Here is a 16,350-nt window from a genome sequence, read left to right on the forward strand (position 1 = left end):
AGGCTCACCCCCGCGCCTCGAGCTGGCTGAGGCGTTGCTCCAGCTCTGCCATCTTTTGAGTCATGCTGGCCCTGATTGGATCGGGATGGACACTGAGCTCACCCTTCGCTTTAAGCTGCCACCGCCTGCCGAACACCACCGCCTCGGCCTCGGCCGGACGGATCATGTGCAAAACAACGGGCAGCTCTTTCACGCCAGTGATGTCAAAAAGGCGCTCCAGGGATTGCAGCTGGGTCCTGCGCTCCAGGCTGCCGGGCCGAGGCAACAACAGCCAGCCATCATCAAGGGTTTCGAGCGCCCAGGTGGTGCCCTGCTCAACAACTTCCAGTTCAACCTCGCCAATCTCGCCAGTGAGGGTGCGTCCACTGACGCCGCAGGAGCGGCTGAAGGGCTCAAGCAGAATGGGTGTGCTGGCGTAGGCGTCAAGGATGGCCACCAGCGATAGATTCAAGCTGGGAATCACTCGCTGAGCCGAGTCAGTCGTCACAGGCAAATCGGATGCCGCAGGGCGCGGTGATGAAACCTGGGGCTGAGATATGCCATCGCTCCAGGCCGGCTCGAACCGTGCAAGCCTCTCATGGAGATCATTGAGATCAGCCATGACTCCATCAAAACTCCGTGTCAGCTTTGCATCTGTCTCGAGGAAACGATCGCTCAACTGTTTAACACTTTTAAGCAGAAACTTAATGGATTCAATGATCTTGTCGTCAGCGGCCATGAGGTCTGCATTGGCACTCTGTTACTGCCAGCGTAGCGAAGCCAACTCAGGATTCGTCCTGATGAATCGGGGCTGTCCTCCACCCCTGAAAACGCACACTCCTGGAACTAACATGGTGTCACGCTGATTGATCGGAAAGCACCGGTCACCGAGTCTTGATGAGTGATCTGACTGTCCTGACGACTCTCTCCAAGGTCATCATTCTGGTGTTGCAGCTGCTGGTGGCCCTCGTCGCACTTGAATTGTCTGCTCGTCTGGCTCGGCTCACCACTCCGCTGGCCGTCAAGCTCGCTGAGCTTCATCAGAACGGCTCCACTGCCATTGAGCTGGGAGATCGCCTGACCCGCATCAAGGAGCGCTACATCTCCCTGATCGCCCATGTCGACAATGTTGACGCTGCCGAGTTCAGTGCCGGCGAAATTGAAACGATCTCGCTGCCATTCTTCCAGTCCAGCATCACCGCTGCCGCCGCGCAGAGCTGGCTGCGGCAAGCACCTGGAATTTTGATTTCCCTGGGTCTGCTGGGAACATTCACCGGTCTCACCGTCGGCCTGGGCCAGATCGGCGGGGCCTTGGGCAAGAACGCCAGCACCGCAGACACCATCACGGCACTCTCCAGCATCGTTGCACCGATGGGTGCCGCCTTTCAAACGAGCCTACTGGGCCTGTTTCTGAGTCTTGTGGTCCTGATCTGGACGCAGATTGTTGGCACCAGAACATGCCTGGAGCGCTGCGAAGCCCTGTTGAGCAGCTGGCTGGAAACCGTGCTTCCTCAGCAACTCGGCAGCAAGGTCATTACCCCCCTGCGTCAGTCGATTCAGGACCTGAATGAGTCGGTTCAGAATCTGCCTGTAGCCGTTTACTCCGCCATTGAGACCGCCATGAAGGAGGCCTTTACCGCCAAGCTCAACACAATGTTTGACGCCAATACGAACCTGACAGCAGAGGCTCAGATCGCCGTTCGCCAGATCGGAGTTATCGCCGGCGCACTCAATGAAAGCGGTCAGGACTTTGTTCAGGCTGCTCAGGCTTTCCGCGACAGCGACTTTGCAACAACCCTGCAACAATCAGTTCAGAGTTTGCATGAGTCACAGGAGCGGCTCACCACCAGCAGCAATGGGCTCAGTGCCCGGCTTGTGGATGTGCGCGATGGCCTGTTCGCCACCCAGTCCGATTGGCAGCTGCTCGCCAAGACGGCTGAGCAGGAGCTGGGAACCTGCCGAAGGGCCTCCCAACAGATCCAGCGGGAGATCCAGGTTCTGCAGCAGGCGGCCATCAGCCTGGAGAACGGCACCCAAGCGGCGAAGGAATCCAGCAAGCAGCTGCGTGAAACACGTCTGGAGGTGATGCGCGACAGAAAACTTGCCATCGCAATCGCCGAAACGGTCCAGAGCCGCCTGACATCAGATCGCTCCGTGGCAGAAAGTTGTCAGGTGTTTGCCTCAGGCCTTGAGAGCGCTCTGAGCAACTGGAACCGCAATGTTGAGCGGCTTGATGGCCTCACGGCAGCCTATGTGAATTCACTCCAACAGGCCAAGCGGGAGGATGAGCAGATGCTGGTTGAGCGCAGCAAGCTGGCCCGTCAGAGCATTGAGCAGCTGGGTCAACAACTGCAGCAGGATCTCCTGGCCGCCATTGAGGTTCAGCGAACGGCCATGGCACAACTTGGCGCACCCGCTATTGAGGCCAAGGCCCTCAGTGAGCAGCTGCTCCAGCAGCTTCAGGTTCTGCAAGCTCGTCTGGCCAGCCTGCGGGTGCTGGAGCCACCGATCTCCCCCGATCCTGCAGGGGGTCGCTGACCATGGCCCGCAGCCAACGTCGTTCCAGCAGCAGCGACAGCAACCACTGGATCGGCTACACCGATCTGCTCAGCAGCAGCCTGCTGATTCTGCTATTGACCATCGCCATCTCGTCCCTGGCCCGTGCCAACAACGAGAAGCCACCACTGGTGCGCCTGACGGAGCGGGAATCATTTCGGTTTCCAACCGGTAGCTACACCCTCAGCCCTGAGTTCATCAAGGCCCTGGATCAGCGTGTCCCGGAAATCCTCGCCACGATCTCGAAGTATCGAATCGACAGCGTTGAAGTGATTGGCCACACCGATGGTCAGCCATCACCTGGATTGAGCAATCTGGATCTGTTGATGCCAAAAGCCAGTGGTTCATCCAGCCTGAGTGGATTCAGGGCGGGCTCCAATGCCGATCTGGGATTGCTACGGGCCCTGGCGGTGGCCCATCATCTGCGCAACAAGCTGGATTCCGATGGCTCCAGAGGCCTGATCATCCGGCCCTATTCGGCTGGCAGTCTGATCAATGATGATGGCACCTATGCCCCTGCAGACACCAGGGATCGCGCCGAACGCCGCCGGATTGAGCTTCGCTTCACCCGCCAAAAGGAGAGCTGAGATGAATGCCGCCACGCCCACGCCCCTTGAGCGCCTTCTGCACCTGGAGACCAGCCTCGATCAATTGCAGCTCCAACTTGCCCAGCCGCGGCCGAAGCTTGAAGCGAACGATCACCCCCTTCCAGCGCGTCAGCCCTGGCCCGTTGACGAACTGCTGTTGATCCGGCTGCTGCGTCGCACCCCAGCAGCCCTCGCTGCGTACCAGGCCCCGGCAGAGCTCAGCAGCACAAGCCAGCGGGACCTGCGCCTGACCACATCCCAGACGGGATCACCCTTCCAGTTCTGTGAACTGAACCATGGTGGTGCGGTGGTCTGGATCACTGCAGATTCTCCATCATGGATCTGGGGCAGTGAAACCTTTCAACAGTTGTTCAGCGTGCCCAGTGGTGTGGAAGCCAGCCCTGATCTGGTGGTGCAATCATTGCCGGTGTTCAATCCTGTGGTGCGAGGCACAACCTGGAGCCTGTTCCGGCGAGGAGAAATGGTGCCTCGCCATCGGCTGTCTCCAGAGAATGAGCAGCAGGGAATGCTGCTGCGCCGTATCGAGACCTTGGAGCGTCGGCTCAGCCAACAGATGATCCGGCAGGACACCGAGATCAACGAACTGAAGACCCAACTGCACATTCAGCAGAACGTTCTCGACCGTCTGTTGCGGATAACAGAAACCAGGCAACCCGATTCCAGTGGGTGATCCACTCACACCACCTCCAGCACCCCCCGCACCATGGCCATGCCGCAGTGGAAGGGATACTCGCCGGGCTGCATCGCCGGCAGCTCCAGGCTGGTGCGGCCGTTGAGGGGGAGATCGAGGCTGCGGCGGAAGTCGGGGACGATCACCTGGGCGACGCAGCTGCTGGGATCAAGGCGGTGAAAGGTGAGGCGCACCGGCTGACCCGCCTTCAGCCGGATGCGCGCTGGCGAGTAGCCGCCATCGACGGTGATCGTGATCTCCTGCAGGCCGCGCTCCCCTTCGCTGGCGACCGCGGCGTGGCCATGGCGGCCGAGGAACCACCAGAGCTGGGCGGCGATCAGCGCCAGGCCGCCGGCGGCCACCGCCAGCTTGAGGGCCAGGGGCTGCTGGATCGTGCGCCAGAGCGGTTCGCCGTTGCTGGCGACGGCGGCAAGCAAACTGCTCATCAGCTGGCGGCAACGGGAAGGGGGGTGGGCCGGAAGCGGCGCAGGCGCAGGGCATTGCTCACCACCGACACGGAGCTGAAGGCCATGGCGGCGCCAGCCAGCATCGGGCTCAGCAGCCAGCCGGTGAGGGGAAACAGCACCCCGGCGGCGATCGGGATGCCGGCCACGTTGTAGGCGAAGGCGAAGAACAGGTTCTGGCGAATGTTGGCCATGGTGTGGCGACTGAGCTCGATCGCCGCCGGCACGCCGGCCAGGTTGCCGGAGATCAGGGTGATGTCGCTGGCGGCGATCGCCACATCGGTGCCGGTGCCCATGGCGAGGCCCACGTCGGCCTGGGCCAGGGCGGGGGCGTCGTTGATGCCATCGCCCACCATCGCCACCGGGCCCTCGCCCTGCTCCTGGAGGCGTGCCACCACCGAGGCCTTGTCGGCGGGACGCACCTCGGCGATCACCCGCTCGATCCCCACCTCGGCGGCCACCACCTCAGCGGTGCGGCGGGCATCACCGCTGAGCATCACCACCTGGAGCCCGAGCCGCCGCAGTGCCGCCACCGCCGCTGCGGAACTGGGTTTGAGCGGATCGGCCACCCCGAAGCAGGCCTCAAGTCGCCCGTCCACCACCACCGCCGCCACACTGCAGGCCAGGCCCTCCAGGCGCTCCACCAGGGGCTGAAGGGCCGCGGTGTCGATGCCGAGCTCGGGAAACCAGCGGGGGGTGCCGACCAGCACCTGCTGGCCATCGATGACCCCCTGCACGCCGAGGCCCGCCACGGCCTCGAAGTCCGTCACCGCCGGCAGATCGCCCGGCTCCAACTGGCTGTTGGCATAGGCCACGATCGCTTCGGCCAGGGGATGTTCGGAGCGGGATTCCAGTGCGGCCGTCAGGGCCAGCAGGCTGTCAGCCGGCAGCGCGCCACCCGGCAGCCGCTCGAACTGGGTCACCTCCGGCTGGCCGCGGGTGAGGGTGCCGGTCTTGTCGAGCACGATGGTGCGCAGGGTGCCGGCCGTTTCGAGAGCCTCGGCGCTGCGGAAGATCAGGCCGTTCTCCGCCCCCTTGCCGGAGGCCACCATGATCGAGGTGGGGGTGGCCAGGCCCAGGGCGCAGGGGCAGGCGATCACCAGCACGCTCACCAGAAACAGCATCGACAGCACCGGATTGCCGCTCAACAGGAACCAGATCACGAAGGCGGCGATGGCCAGGGCGATCACCGCCGGTGCAAACCAGCTCACCACCTGATCGGCCACCCGCTGCACCCGGGTGCGGGAGCTCTGGGCCTGGCGCACCAACTCCACGATCTGGGCCAGCACCGTATCGGCCCCCACCCGGCTGACCCGGAAGCTGAAGCTGCCGCTGCGGTTCATCGAGGCGCCGATCACCGCATCGCCAGCGGCCTTGGCCACTGGGGTGGGTTCACCGGTGAGCATCGATTCCTCCACCCAGGAGCTGCCTTCGCTCACCACCCCATCGGTGGGCAGCTTCTCGCCCGGGCGCACCTGCACCAGATCCCCCACCACCAGCTGGGACACGGGGATCTGCACCGGCTTGCCGTTGCGCAGCACCCGGGCGGTGGGGGGCTGCAGCTGCAGCAGGCGCCGGATGGCCTCGGAGGTCTGCCCCCGGGCGCGGGCCTCCAGCAGGTTGCCCAGCAGCACCATGGTGAGGATCACGGCGGCGACCTCGTAATAGACATCCGCCGGCAGGCCCTCGGCGATCAGCAGCTGGGGGAAGACGGTGCTGAACAGCGAGGTGAGCCAGGCGATGCCGGTGCCGGCCGCCACCAGGGTGTTCATGTCGGCGCTGTGTTGCCGAAAGGCCGAGGCGGCGCCGCTGAAGAAGCCCCGGCCGCACCAGAACAGCACCGGCGTGGTGAGGATCAGCTGGGTCCAGGGGCTGGTGAACCAGCTCGGCAGGAAGGGCAGGCTGGAGAGCATCACCAGCGCGGTGAGCACCACCGCCACACTCACCTTGCGGCGCAGCTGGGTGAGTTCCCGGGCCAGCTCCCGCTCCGCGTCGTAGGGCGCGGAGGCAAGGCCATCGGCGTGGCAGCAGGGGGCGGCTGGGGGTGGGGCAGTCATCAGCGGGGGCTGATCGACGAGAGTCGATCGGGAGGGTCGCTGACTCAAACCTATGCTCTCCAGTCGACTGGAGAGTCAAGTGGAGCGTCCGCGGCGTCCGCGATCAGTGCACTTGGGATCAGCCCCGCTGTGGAGGGTCCCAGGCCGCTTGGATCTGCTCGGGGGGCACGGCCAGGTGCTGCAGCAGCAGCAGCAGCAAGCGCTCGATTCGAGAGATGGCGGCCGGGCTCAACGGTGCTTCCAACGGCGTTGGAGAGCCGGAGGACTGGGCTGAATCCTGGGTGAGCGCCGCAGCCACAAAGGCGAGCAGAGGGTCGCGCCGCAATTTCGACCAGCCCTTGAGCTTGTGCTGGCGGCAGAGGCCCTGGAGTTGTTCTTTGCTGAGGTGCTCCAGTTCCAGTGCAGCCGCAGGCAACAGCTCGCGGCTTTCTTCGATGAGCTGGTCTTCACGCAGGGTTAATCGCTCGTGCTGGCGGCCGAGATGCTCATCGAGGCCGCGCATGTGGCTGCCGAGAAGGGATCCAAGGGCCTGCAGGTCGGAGGCGAGGCCGTCGCTGATCGGCGTGCGCGAGGGGCTGGGATCAGCTTTGCGGGTCATGGCCGCTCTCGGGTTCGTCTTCGAAGAAATCGACGGCATCGGCCCGCTCCAGCAGGTTCTCCACGGCGCGCTTGAGATCCTGCATCGATTGCCGTGTGGGGCTGCCGCTCTGGTGTTCCTGTTGATCAACTGCCTCCTTCACATCAGCCAGAGTGGTGAGCGCCTGCTCGATCTGCTGGACCTGGAGCAGCCGGCCCCGGAAGCGCGGCAGCAGTTCGGCCAGTTGACCTGCCTCCTGCTCAGCCCGCTCGCGATAGGCCAGCAACTCCAGCCGCTCCTGTTCCACCGCGGCCAGCTGCTGCTGCAACCCCTCGATCTTCTTGCGGGCTTTGGTCACCAGCCCCTGCTGGGCACCGGCACGGCGGTTGGCGGCCTTGAGCGCCTCCCGCATGTCCTTATAAAAATTGCGCAGATCCGCAAAATGGATCAGCTTGTGCACCAATGGGAAGCGAGACGCGCCTGTCTTGCTGATGTCGGCAGAATTGGGGATGGCTCCTGCTTCGCGGCTACGGCCTGCAGTGGCCATGGGGCGCTAGCGCAAAAACCAAGATTAGGACTGCAGAGGAGAGGCGGCCGGTCCACCGACACTTGAACTACAGAACAGTTGATGACAGCCCCCGCAGAACCCCTCCTCCTGGCCGTGCCCCTGGCGGACGTTGATCCCGCCTACCGGCGCTGGGTGATCGAGCAGACGCAGCCCAAGGCCTGAGCCGGGGGCGCCAGGATGGCAACCTCGCCTTGAGTCCAGCGCCGCGATGAACACCAGCGCCATCCACTCCAGCCCGGTGATCGGCCCGTCGACACCGCCCCCCTGGGTGGATGCGCGCACGCCCCTGGGGCGGCTGATCGCTGGGGTGCTGGCGGTGGAGCCCGTGCGGCAGCTCCTGTTCCTGCAGGCCCGGCGGATGATGATCCGCACGGCCGAGGGCCGGGGCATCCCCTGGCGCCAGCGCCGCGAGCAGCTGCGGCAGCAGGCCGAACCCTGGCTGGCCAGCAGCACCGAGGCAGCCGTGGTCGTCCCGCCCTACTACCGGGCCCGCTTCCACGCCTATGCCGAGGGCAATCTCTGCTGGGAAGCCGCCTGTGAGGCGGAGCAGGCCACCGATTCGGTGGCGCTGCGGGTGTGGAAGGAGGAGAAGCAACTCAGCCCCGAAGCCGCCCAGCAGCGCATGCGCGAGGGCATCTACGCCGCCATCGAGCCCAGCCTCAGCGCTCCAGTACGCGACGTGCTCGACATCGGCTGCTCGGTGGGGGTGGGCACCCTGGCCCTGGCCGACTGGCTGGAGCAGCACGGCCACAGCGACGCGCGCGTGAGCGGCCTCGATCTCTCCCCGCAGATGCTGGCGGTGGCGCGGGTGCGCGATGCCGGCGGCCGCATCAAGGCCTGGCACCACGGCGCCGCCGAAGCCACCGGCCTGCCGGCGGCCAGCCTCGATCTGATCACTGCCCAGTTCCTCTGCCATGAACTGCCGGGCGACGCCAGCCGCGCCGTGCTCAGGGAAGCGGCGCGGCTGCTGCGGCCCGGGGGGGTGCTGGCCCTGGTGGATCAGGACCCCGAAGCGGCGGTGATCCGCGCCATGCCGCCGGCCCTGGCCACCCTGCTCAAAGCCACCGAGCCCTACCTCGAGGATTATTTCCGCCTGGATCTACCGGCCGCCCTGGCCGACGCCGGCTTCACCGCCATCCGCCGCGTGGCCTCCGACCACCGCCACCGGGTGCTGGTGGCCACCCGAGCGTGATCCACGTGCGCCTGTTCGCCGGCCTGCGCGAGCAGGCGGGCTGGGGGGAGCGCAGCCTCGCGATCTCGGCGGAATCCCCGCCCGACACACCGGCTGGCCTCTGGCGCCAGCTGGGTCTGGGGGAGACCGTGCCGCCCCAGGTGCGGGTGGCCGTGAACCAGGCCTTCGCCGCCCTCGATCAGCCCCTGCAGCCCGGAGACGAAGTGGCCTTTCTGCCCCCGATCAGTGGCGGCTGAGCGCATGGCTGAAGCCCATCGGCCGGGCCTGGTGCTGCGGCTCCACCCCGAGGCTTTCGAGCCGCTGGTCGCCCTGGCGGAATGGCAGCAACAGCTCACGGCCGGCGGCAGCGAAGCGCCGCCGGCGGAAGCCCATTTCATCGGCCGGGTGCGCGGCCGCAGCGCCAGCGGCGCAGCGCTCGAGGCCCTGGAGCTGGAGCACTACCCCGGCATGACCGAGGCCCAGATCACCCGCCTCGCCACCGCCATTGCCGAGCACCATGGCCTGCTGGCCCTGCGGGTGGATCACCGGGTGGGTCGGGTGCTGCCGGGGGAGGCGATCGTGCTGGTGGCGGTGGCGGCTGATCGGCGCGGTCCGGCCCAGCGCGGCGGCCAGGAGCTGCTCGAAGCCCTCAAGCACGACGCTCCCTTCTGGAAACGAGAGTGGAGCAACGGCGTGGGCCGCTGGGTGGAGGGCAACACCGCCTACTGAACAGCCACTGAACCACCGGGACCTGTGCGGCCAGGGGCGGCCCTCAGAAGATCGGCAGCCGCAGCAGCTGCGCCCACAGCTCCGTGCCCGCCGCCAGCGTGCCCAGCTCGGCTGGGATCTCCAGCAGCAGGTCCGCGCCCTGGAGGGAGCCGATGCGGGAGGAGGCCTGGCTGCCGTCCACCAGCGCCAGCAGCTCCCCTTCGCTCCCCACCTGCAGCCGGGCGCGGGCCAGCTCGGGGCGGCCCGCACCCCGCCTGAGCTCGGCGGCCAGGCGCACCTTCAGGCGCGGCAATGGCTCCACCGGCGCCCCCTCCAGCCGCTGCAGCGCCGGCACCAGCAGCTGCAGGGCGGTGATCGCCGCCGCCACCGGATTGCCCGGCAGCCCGAAGAACGGCCTGCCCAGCAGCTCGCCGAAGGCGAAGGGCCTCCCGGGCTTGAGAAACAGCTTCCAGAAGGCCACCGATCCCAGCTCCGCCAGCAGCGGCCGGATCCAGTCGCTGTCGCCCGCCGACACCCCGCCGGTGCTCACCACCAGATCACAGCCGGCCGCCAGCTCCAGCAGGGCCGAGCGCAGGGCGGCGGGCTGATCTCCCACCACCCGCCGCTCACTCACCACCATCCCCAACCGCTGCAGCAGCGCCACCAGCAGCGTGCCGTTGCTCTCCCAGATCTGCCCCGGAGCACGGACGCTGCCCGCCGGCACCAGTTCATCACCGCTGATCAGCAGGCCCAGCCGCGGCCGCGGCCGCAGGGCCAGCTCCGCCACGCCGCAGCTGGCCAGCCGTCCCAGCAACGCCGGACCCAGGCGCACGCCGGCCGCCAGCAGCTCCTGGCCGGCGGCGGCCTCCTCATCGGCGGCGCGGATCCAGGGGTTCGCCCCCGCCTCGCGCACCAGGCTGAGGCGCTCACCCTGCACAGCCACCAGCTCCTGGGGCAGCACCCGGGTGGCCCCCTCCGGCAGCGGCGCACCGGTGAGGATGCGGATCGCCTCGCCGTCCGCCAGCGGCCTGGGATAGGGAGCGCCGGGGGCCGAGCGGCCCAGCAGTGGCCACGAGTGTCCCAGCTGCGGGACACTCGCCGCCGCCAGGGCATAGCCATCCATGATCGAGGCGCGAAAGCCCGGCACCGCCTCACTGGCCAGCAGCGGCTCGGCACTCACCCGGCCCAGGGCCTGCTCCAGCGGCAGCACCTCCCGGCCGGCCAGGGGCGTGAGGGCAGCCAGCACCTGGCGGCGGGCCTCCTCCAGGGGCAGGCCTTCGCGGGGATAGGGCTCGAGCGATGCAGCGCTGGTGCTCATCGGCAGCTCCGGTTCAGGAGGACAGGGCGACAGGACGGCTCCAGGCGCCGTGGCGTCCGCCGGTTTTGCTCAGCAGCCGCACCGGGCCGATGGTCATGGCCGGATCAGCGGATTTGAGCATGTCGTAGAGGGTGAGCAGGCCCACCTGAACGGCGGTGAGCGCCTCCATCTCCACCCCCGTGGGCGCGGTGGTGCGGGCGGCCGCCTCAAGGCGCAGGCCGCCGCCATCGGCGCTGGGCTCGATGCGCACCTCCAGGCCCGTGAGCGCGATCGGGTGGCAGAGGGGGATCAGCTCCCAGGTGCGCTTGGCCCCCTGGATCGCCGCCACCCGCGCCACCGCCAGCACATCGCCTTTGGGGGCCCGGCCCTCCACCACCAGGGCCAGCACCGCCGCCTCCATGCTGATGAACCCCTCGGCCACGGCGCGGCGGTCTGTGGCGGGGCGGTCGCCCACCTCCACCATGTGCACCTCACCGCTGGCATTGAGGTGGCTGAGCCGGCCCGGAGCTGAATCCATGCCGGCGATCATGGCGGGTCGGGATCACTTCATCATCGAGCCTTTGCCCATGGAGTCGTGCTGCATCGGCGCCCAGGCCATGGTGGCGTTGAACTTCCGGCACCAGATCAGCACCGACTTCTGCTTGCTCAGATCGATCGAAGCGGGAATCACATAGCGCTGGGCTCCCTGGCTCGACTGGAGCGGCGCGAGCACGGTGTAGCTGCCGGGCTTGAGCGCGTACTCGGGAGGCTTGCTCATCGCCAGCGGCTTGGCCGATGGGCTGAAGGCCACCTTCAGGTCGGGGGCGGTGGTGCTGGTCTTGAAATCACTGCTGAGCACGAGCACCTGACGGCCCCCCTCCTTCTTGATCATGAAGCTGCCGTTCACCGGGGCCTCGGCCTTCTGGAACATGCCGCTGTGGGCTCCCATCTCCCCGGCCTGGACCACCAGCACGCTGGAGGCGCCCAGGGCCAGGGCGGTGAGACCGCGGGCAACGGTTGAGGTGGGGAACAACATGACGGGGAGGTGGGTGGTGTGAGACCCCTTCAGTACCGGTGAGGGTCACCATCGGATTGCCGCGCTCCTCCGGGCAATCCGATCGGCGGGCTCGGCGGTACCCCCTCTGTTGCAGCCCATTCGGCTTCCTGTTGCGCGTGACCACCCCCGAGCCCAGCGCCGCCGCACCCCCCGGGGTCAGGCTGGCGGACCAGCGTCCGGCGGGATGTCCCGACCTGGCGGGCCTCTACGACGCCTGCGGGGCGCCGGTGTTCCGCCTGGCCCTGCGGCTCAGCCAGTCCCATCAGGAGGCGGAAGACCTCTGCCACGACGTCTTCCTGCGCTACTGGCAGCAGGGCCGCTACGACCCGAAGCGGGGGCCGGTGCTGGCCTACTTGCTGATGATGACCCGCTCGATGGCCTTCAACCGCATCGAGCAGCGCCGCAACCGCTGGCAGCTGGTGCAACGCTGGTCGCAGCAGCTGTTTCCCTCGGCCGTGCGCAGCCCCCAGGAAGCCGCCGAGGCCGACGACCTCGCCCAGCGGGTGCGCCTCGCCCTTGAGGCGATCCCCGCCAACCAGCGCCAGGTGCTGGAGATGGCCTACTACGAGGGCCTGAGCCAATCGGCCATCGCCGAGCGGTTGCAACTCCCCCTCGGCACCGTCAAGACCCGCTCCCGCCAGGGTCTGATTCGCCTGCGTGACCAGCTGATCGACGAGCGCCCACAGCCATGAGCATCCACGACACCCACAGCCACGCCAACGCAGCAGAGCCTCAGGCCGATCTCGACCTGCTGCTGGCCGGCCATGCCCTCGGCGACCTCGACGAACAGGAGCGCCAGCGGCTGGCGGCGCTGTTGCAGGAGCGCCCCGAGCTGCGCCAGCGCCTCGATGAGTTCAGCACCACCCTCGAACTCCTGCCCCTCGCCCTCCCCGCCGCCGCCAGTCCGCCGCAGCGCCTGCGCCAGCGCCTGCTCGCTCAGCCCCCACCGCGGCGGGCGATCCTCCCCTGGCTGCTGCCGGCGCTGATGGGGCTGGGGGTGCTGGTGCTGGGCAGCCAGCTGCACCAGACCCGCCAGCAGCTGGCGCGGGTGCAGCAACAGGCCGGCTACAACGGAACCCTCACCCCCGCCAGCCGCGAGTTGTCGCTCCAGGCCATGGGCGGCGAGGGCGGCGCCAGCGGCAAGGTGCTGGTCACCGGCAATCCCAACCACAACATGCTCATGCTCGACGGATTGCCGCCGCCGCCGCCCAACACCACCTACCGGCTCTGGGCCCGCGTCAATGGCCGCGAGGTGGGCTGTGTTCCCTTCGTGCCCGACGGCAAGGGCCATGTGGCCATGCCGATTCCCACCTACCCCACCAGCGCCGCCAGCAGCGTCAGCGTCAGCATCGAATCGCTGGGGGGCCTGGGGGCCAAGCCCGTCGGCCGCCGCGTTCTCACCAGCACCATCTGATTCCCACCGTGACCTCAGCTCCGTGACCACTGCCCCCCGCCTACGCAGTCCAGAGCACAGCCGCCTGCAGCCCGCCCAGGCCTTCCCGCCCCTCCGCCGCGGCCGCCTCGACACCCTGCAGGTGAACCTCACCTACCGCTGCAACCAGGCCTGCGTGCACTGCCACGTCAATGCCGGCCCCACCCGCACGGAGAGCATGGAGGCCGCCACCCTGGAGCTGATTCCCGCGGTGCTGGCCGCCAGGGATCTGCGCTGCCTCGACCTCACCGGTGGGGCACCGGAGCTGCACCCCCAGTTCCGGGCCCTGGTGCGCGCGGCCCGCGCCCTCGGGGTGGAGGTGATCGATCGCTGCAACCTGACGATCCTGCAGGAGCCGGGCCAGGAAGATCTGGCCGACTTTCTCGCCGACCAGGGGGTCACGGTGGTGGCCTCGCTGCCCTGCTACCTCCAGGACAACGTGGAGCGCCAGCGGGGCTCCGGGGTGTTCCAGCGCAGCATCAGCGGCCTGCGCCAGCTCAACGCCCTCGGCTACGGCCAGCCGGGCTCGGGCCTGGAGCTGAACCTGGTGTACAACCCCCAGGGCGCGGCGCTGCCGCCCGAGCAGGGACCGCTGGAGGCCGACTACCGGCGGGTGCTCTGGGCCGATCACGGCGTGGTCTTCAACCGGCTCTATGCCCTGGCCAACATGCCGGTGCAGCGCTTTGCGGCGGTGCTGAGCGCCCAGGGAGAACTGGAGGGCTACCTGCAGCTGCTGCGCCGCAGCCACCGCAACGAGAATCTGACCCAGGTGATGTGCCGCCAACTGATCAGCGTCGACTGGCAGGGCTTCCTCTACGACTGTGATTTCAACCAGCAGCTGGGGCTGGCCGCCAGCGGTGCTTCAGCAACCAACGACGAAGGCCCTGCCGGCCGCTCCCACCTGCGGGATCTGCTGCGGCGCGACCCCGCCGGCGATCCGATCCAGGTGGCTGACCACTGCTTCGGCTGCACCGCCGGCAGCGGCTCCAGCTGCGGCGGAGCCCTGGCCGCGTGAGCAACTCCCGGCGGCGCTGGCTGCTGCTGCTGGCGGTGGCGGCCCTGGTGGCCCTGTTCTTTCTGCTGGATCTGCCCCAGAAGCTGAGCCTTGAGGCCCTGCGCGAGGCCCAGACCAGCCTGCTGGCCTGGCGCCAGCGGGCACCCGCCAGCGCCGCCGCCCTCTACGGCCTGGCCTACGTGCTCGTCACCGGCCTCTCCCTGCCCGGCGCGGCGGTGATGACCCTGGCCGGCGGCGCCATCTTCGGGCTGGGGCTCGGCACCCTGCTGGTGTCGTTCGCCTCCAGCGCCGGCGCCACCATCGCCTTCCTGCTGGCACGCACCCTGCTGCGGGAGCCGATGCAGAGGCGCTTCGCAGCCCGCCTGGCCCCGATCGAGGAGGGCTTGCGCCGCGATGGGGTGCTCTACCTGCTCAGCCTGCGGCTGGTGCCCGTGTTTCCCTTCTTCCTGGTGAACGTGGTGATGGGGCTGACCCCGATCCGCACCCTCGCCTTTTACCTCACCAGCCAGATCGGCATGCTGCCCGGCACCCTCGTGTACGTGAACGCCGGCACACAGCTGGCACAGCTGCGCAGCCTCGAGGGCATCCTCACGCCGCCGCTGCTGCTGTCACTGGCACTGCTGGGGGCCTTCCCCTGGATCGCACGCCTGGGCCTGGAGCGCTGGAAGCTCTCGCGGCTGTACAGCCCCTGGAGACGACCGGCCCGCTTCGATCGCAACTTGATCGTGATCGGCGCCGGCGCGGCGGGTCTGGTCACCTCCTACATCGCTGCGGCCGTGAAGGCGAAGGTGACCCTGATCGAAGCCGAGCGCATGGGCGGCGACTGCCTCAACACCGGCTGCGTCCCCAGCAAGGCCCTGATCGCCACGGCCCGGGCGGCGGCGCGCATGCGCCAGGCCGATCGCTATGGCCTCGAGCCACATCAGCCCAGCATCTCGTTGCCGCTGGTGCTGGAGCGGGTGTTCGCCAAGGTGGCGGCAGTGGCTCCCCACGACAGCGTCGAGCGCTACGAGGGGCTGGGGGTGGAGGTGCTGCGCGGCCACGGCCGCCTGATCGACCCCTGGACCGTGGCCATCAGCGGCAGCGACGGCCAGGACCAGCGGCTGACGGCGCCGGCGATCGTGCTGGCCACCGGCGCCAGCCCGGTGCTGCCGGATCTGCCGGGGGCCGAGGCGGTGAGTCTGCTCACCAGTGAAACGCTCTGGCAGGCCCTGCGGGATTGCCCCCTGACCTCACCGCGGATCGTGGTGATGGGCGGCGGTCCGATCGGCTGCGAACTCTCCCAGGCCCTGGCCCGCCTGGGCGCACGGGTCACCCTGCTGCAGCGGGGCCCGCAGCTGCTCAGCCGCGAAGACCCCGACGCGGCCGCCGTGGTGCAGCGGGCCCTTGAAGCCGATGGCGTGCGGGTGCTCACCAGCTGCACGGTGCTGGGCTTTGAACTGCGCGGGGAAGAGAAGTCGGTGCTGATCAGCAGCGGCGGGCTTGAACCCCCAGAAGCCGGCGAGCTGCTCTGTGATCAGGTGCTCTGCGCCATCGGCCGCCGGGCGCGGCTGCAGGGTTATGGCCTCGAGGAGCTGGGCATCCCCTGCGGCCGCACCATCGACACCAACGCCTCACTGCAGACCCTCTTCCCCAACATCTACGCCGCCGGTGATGTGGCCGGCCCCTGGCAGTTCACCCACACCGCCGCCCACCAGGCCTGGTACGCCGCCGTCAATGCCCTGTTCGGGCCCTTCCGCCGGTTCCGCGTCGACGGGCGGGTGATCCCGCGCACCACCTTCACCGATCCGGAGGTGGCGGGGGTGGGGCTGAGCGAGAGCGACGCCGCCCGCCAGGGGGTGGCGGTGGAGGTGACCCGCTTCCCGTTGCAGGAGCTGGACCGGGCGATCGTGGAAAGTGCCGAAACAGGCTTCGTGAAGGTGCTCACCCCCCCGGGCAGCGACAGGATCCTGGGGGTGACGATCGTGGCGGAGCAGGCCGGTGAACTGCTGGCGGAGTTCGTACTGGCCATGCGCTGGCGCCTGGGCCTTGGCAAGATCCTCTCCACCATCCACGCCTACCCCACCCTCTCGGAAGCGAACAAGTACGCCGCCGGGGCCTGGAAACGGGCCCATGCCCCCCAGCGCGCCCTGGCGCTGCTGCAACGCTTCCACAGCTGGCGCCGGGGCCATTAACCCCTTCCCATCGTCCC

At 68.1% G+C, this 16,350-nt stretch carries 18 protein-coding genes; 10 read left to right on the forward strand and 8 right to left on the reverse strand.

Features of this window, described 5'->3' with window-relative positions; translation table 11 throughout:
* Window positions 1-4 precede the first annotated feature (4 nt).
* On the reverse strand, window positions 5-718 hold the full coding sequence (locus tag KQ304_RS07005; protein WP_259736389.1) for a hypothetical protein: 714 nt from the start codon (window positions 716-718) through the stop codon (window positions 5-7).
* A 158-nt stretch (window positions 719-876) separates the two neighbouring features.
* On the opposite strand from KQ304_RS07005, the gene KQ304_RS07010 reads away from it, so the two are divergent.
* The 3 genes from KQ304_RS07010 to KQ304_RS07020 all read left to right on the forward strand — a co-directional run bounded on the left by KQ304_RS07010 (window position 877) and on the right by KQ304_RS07020 (window position 3,813).
* Entirely contained in the window at window positions 877-2,517 is a 1,641-nt protein-coding gene (locus KQ304_RS07010) for a hypothetical protein (protein WP_259736390.1), read from the forward strand.
* 2 nt (window positions 2,518-2,519) lie between these two features.
* Window positions 2,520-3,122, forward strand: a complete 603-nt coding sequence (locus KQ304_RS07015; protein WP_259736391.1) for a hypothetical protein — start codon at window positions 2,520-2,522, stop codon at window positions 3,120-3,122.
* Between the two features lie 307 nt (window positions 3,123-3,429).
* Entirely contained in the window at window positions 3,430-3,813 is a 384-nt protein-coding gene (locus tag KQ304_RS07020) for a hypothetical protein (RefSeq protein WP_259736392.1), read from the forward strand.
* A 5-nt stretch (window positions 3,814-3,818) separates the two neighbouring features.
* Here the strand turns inward: KQ304_RS07020 and KQ304_RS07025 are convergent, their stop codons facing one another.
* From KQ304_RS07025 to KQ304_RS07040, 4 genes are all read right to left on the reverse strand, one after another.
* A complete protein-coding gene (locus KQ304_RS07025; protein WP_259736393.1) occupies window positions 3,819-4,259 on the reverse strand; it encodes a cupredoxin domain-containing protein in 441 nt (146 codons plus the stop codon).
* Window positions 4,259-6,334 (reverse strand): copper-translocating P-type ATPase, encoded by a 2,076-nt coding sequence (locus tag KQ304_RS07030; RefSeq protein ID WP_259736394.1) that lies wholly within the window; start codon window positions 6,332-6,334, stop codon window positions 4,259-4,261. Before KQ304_RS07030 ends, KQ304_RS07025 begins: the two co-directional genes overlap by 1 nt.
* A gap of 118 nt (window positions 6,335-6,452) precedes the next feature.
* Window positions 6,453-6,932 carry a hypothetical protein gene (locus KQ304_RS07035; protein WP_259736395.1) on the reverse strand — a complete coding sequence of 160 codons (480 nt, stop codon included), beginning with the start codon at window positions 6,930-6,932 and terminating at the stop codon, window positions 6,453-6,455.
* Window positions 6,916-7,371: a hypothetical protein gene (locus KQ304_RS07040; protein ID WP_259736396.1), complete on the reverse strand. Its 456-nt coding sequence runs from the start codon at window positions 7,369-7,371 to the stop codon at window positions 6,916-6,918. Before KQ304_RS07040 ends, KQ304_RS07035 begins: the two co-directional genes overlap by 17 nt.
* Before the next feature lie 316 nt (window positions 7,372-7,687).
* Between KQ304_RS07040 and KQ304_RS07045 the strand changes: the two genes are divergently transcribed.
* Genes KQ304_RS07045 through KQ304_RS07055 form a run of 3 tightly spaced genes read left to right on the forward strand, consistent with a single transcriptional unit; the run spans window position 7,688 to window position 9,379 of the window.
* On the forward strand, window positions 7,688-8,671 hold the full coding sequence (locus tag KQ304_RS07045) for a class I SAM-dependent methyltransferase (RefSeq protein WP_259736397.1): 984 nt from the start codon (window positions 7,688-7,690) through the stop codon (window positions 8,669-8,671).
* 5 nt (window positions 8,672-8,676) lie between these two features.
* Window positions 8,677-8,907 (forward strand): MoaD/ThiS family protein, encoded by a 231-nt coding sequence (locus tag KQ304_RS07050; protein WP_399228693.1) that lies wholly within the window; start codon window positions 8,677-8,679, stop codon window positions 8,905-8,907.
* A gap of 4 nt (window positions 8,908-8,911) precedes the next feature.
* Entirely contained in the window at window positions 8,912-9,379 is a 468-nt protein-coding gene (locus KQ304_RS07055; protein ID WP_259736399.1) for a molybdenum cofactor biosynthesis protein MoaE, read from the forward strand.
* Window positions 9,380-9,422: 43 nt separating this feature from the next.
* Here KQ304_RS07055 and KQ304_RS07060 read toward each other — a convergent pair whose 3' ends face one another.
* Genes KQ304_RS07060 through KQ304_RS07070 form a run of 3 tightly spaced genes read right to left on the reverse strand, consistent with a single transcriptional unit; the run spans window position 9,423 to window position 11,691 of the window.
* Window positions 9,423-10,676 (reverse strand): molybdopterin molybdotransferase MoeA, encoded by a 1,254-nt coding sequence (locus KQ304_RS07060; RefSeq protein WP_259736400.1) that lies wholly within the window; start codon window positions 10,674-10,676, stop codon window positions 9,423-9,425.
* Window positions 10,677-10,689: 13 nt separating this feature from the next.
* Window positions 10,690-11,193, reverse strand: coding sequence for a cyclic pyranopterin monophosphate synthase MoaC (gene moaC, locus KQ304_RS07065; protein WP_259736401.1), 504 nt, complete (start codon window positions 11,191-11,193; stop codon window positions 10,690-10,692).
* Between the two features lie 24 nt (window positions 11,194-11,217).
* Complete coding sequence (locus KQ304_RS07070) at window positions 11,218-11,691, reverse strand: DM13 domain-containing protein (protein ID WP_259736402.1); 474 nt, start codon at window positions 11,689-11,691, stop codon at window positions 11,218-11,220.
* Between the two features lie 137 nt (window positions 11,692-11,828).
* Between KQ304_RS07070 and KQ304_RS07075 the strand changes: the two genes are divergently transcribed.
* From KQ304_RS07075 to KQ304_RS07090, 4 genes are read left to right on the forward strand one after another with little or no spacing between them, the layout of a single operon-like run.
* Window positions 11,829-12,404: a sigma-70 family RNA polymerase sigma factor gene (locus KQ304_RS07075; RefSeq protein ID WP_259736403.1), complete on the forward strand. Its 576-nt coding sequence runs from the start codon at window positions 11,829-11,831 to the stop codon at window positions 12,402-12,404.
* Window positions 12,401-13,126 (forward strand): anti-sigma factor domain-containing protein, encoded by a 726-nt coding sequence (locus KQ304_RS07080; protein ID WP_259736404.1) that lies wholly within the window; start codon window positions 12,401-12,403, stop codon window positions 13,124-13,126. The genes KQ304_RS07075 and KQ304_RS07080 overlap by 4 nt, the downstream gene beginning before the upstream one ends.
* Window positions 13,127-13,148: 22 nt before the next feature.
* A complete protein-coding gene (arsS, locus tag KQ304_RS07085; RefSeq protein WP_259736405.1) occupies window positions 13,149-14,159 on the forward strand; it encodes an arsenosugar biosynthesis radical SAM (seleno)protein ArsS in 1,011 nt (336 codons plus the stop codon).
* Window positions 14,156-16,333 (forward strand): FAD-dependent oxidoreductase, encoded by a 2,178-nt coding sequence (locus KQ304_RS07090; protein WP_259736406.1) that lies wholly within the window; start codon window positions 14,156-14,158, stop codon window positions 16,331-16,333. The genes arsS and KQ304_RS07090 overlap by 4 nt, the downstream gene beginning before the upstream one ends.
* The last annotated feature ends 17 nt before the right edge of the window (window positions 16,334-16,350 follow it).

Source organism: Synechococcus sp. CS-1329 (assembly GCF_025128055.1).
Taxonomy (GTDB): Bacteria; Cyanobacteriota; Cyanobacteriia; order PCC-6307; family Cyanobiaceae; genus Regnicoccus_A.

Coding starts and splice junctions, on each gene's coding strand:
- KQ304_RS07005 (WP_259736389.1), bottom strand. CDS start 718: ATGGCCGCTGACGACAAGATCATTGAATCCATTAAGTTTCTGCTTAAA.
- KQ304_RS07010 (WP_259736390.1), top strand. CDS start 877: ATGAGTGATCTGACTGTCCTGACGACTCTCTCCAAGGTCATCATTCTG.
- KQ304_RS07015 (WP_259736391.1), top strand. CDS start 2,520: ATGGCCCGCAGCCAACGTCGTTCCAGCAGCAGCGACAGCAACCACTGG.
- KQ304_RS07025 (WP_259736393.1), bottom strand. CDS start 4,259: ATGAGCAGTTTGCTTGCCGCCGTCGCCAGCAACGGCGAACCGCTCTGG.
- KQ304_RS07030 (WP_259736394.1), bottom strand. CDS start 6,334: ATGACTGCCCCACCCCCAGCCGCCCCCTGCTGCCACGCCGATGGCCTT.
- KQ304_RS07035 (WP_259736395.1), bottom strand. CDS start 6,932: ATGACCCGCAAAGCTGATCCCAGCCCCTCGCGCACGCCGATCAGCGAC.
- KQ304_RS07045 (WP_259736397.1), top strand. CDS start 7,688: ATGAACACCAGCGCCATCCACTCCAGCCCGGTGATCGGCCCGTCGACA.
- KQ304_RS07055 (WP_259736399.1), top strand. CDS start 8,912: ATGGCTGAAGCCCATCGGCCGGGCCTGGTGCTGCGGCTCCACCCCGAG.
- KQ304_RS07060 (WP_259736400.1), bottom strand. CDS start 10,676: ATGAGCACCAGCGCTGCATCGCTCGAGCCCTATCCCCGCGAAGGCCTG.
- moaC (WP_259736401.1), bottom strand. CDS start 11,193: ATGGATTCAGCTCCGGGCCGGCTCAGCCACCTCAATGCCAGCGGTGAG.
- KQ304_RS07070 (WP_259736402.1), bottom strand. CDS start 11,691: ATGTTGTTCCCCACCTCAACCGTTGCCCGCGGTCTCACCGCCCTGGCC.
- KQ304_RS07080 (WP_259736404.1), top strand. CDS start 12,401: ATGAGCATCCACGACACCCACAGCCACGCCAACGCAGCAGAGCCTCAG.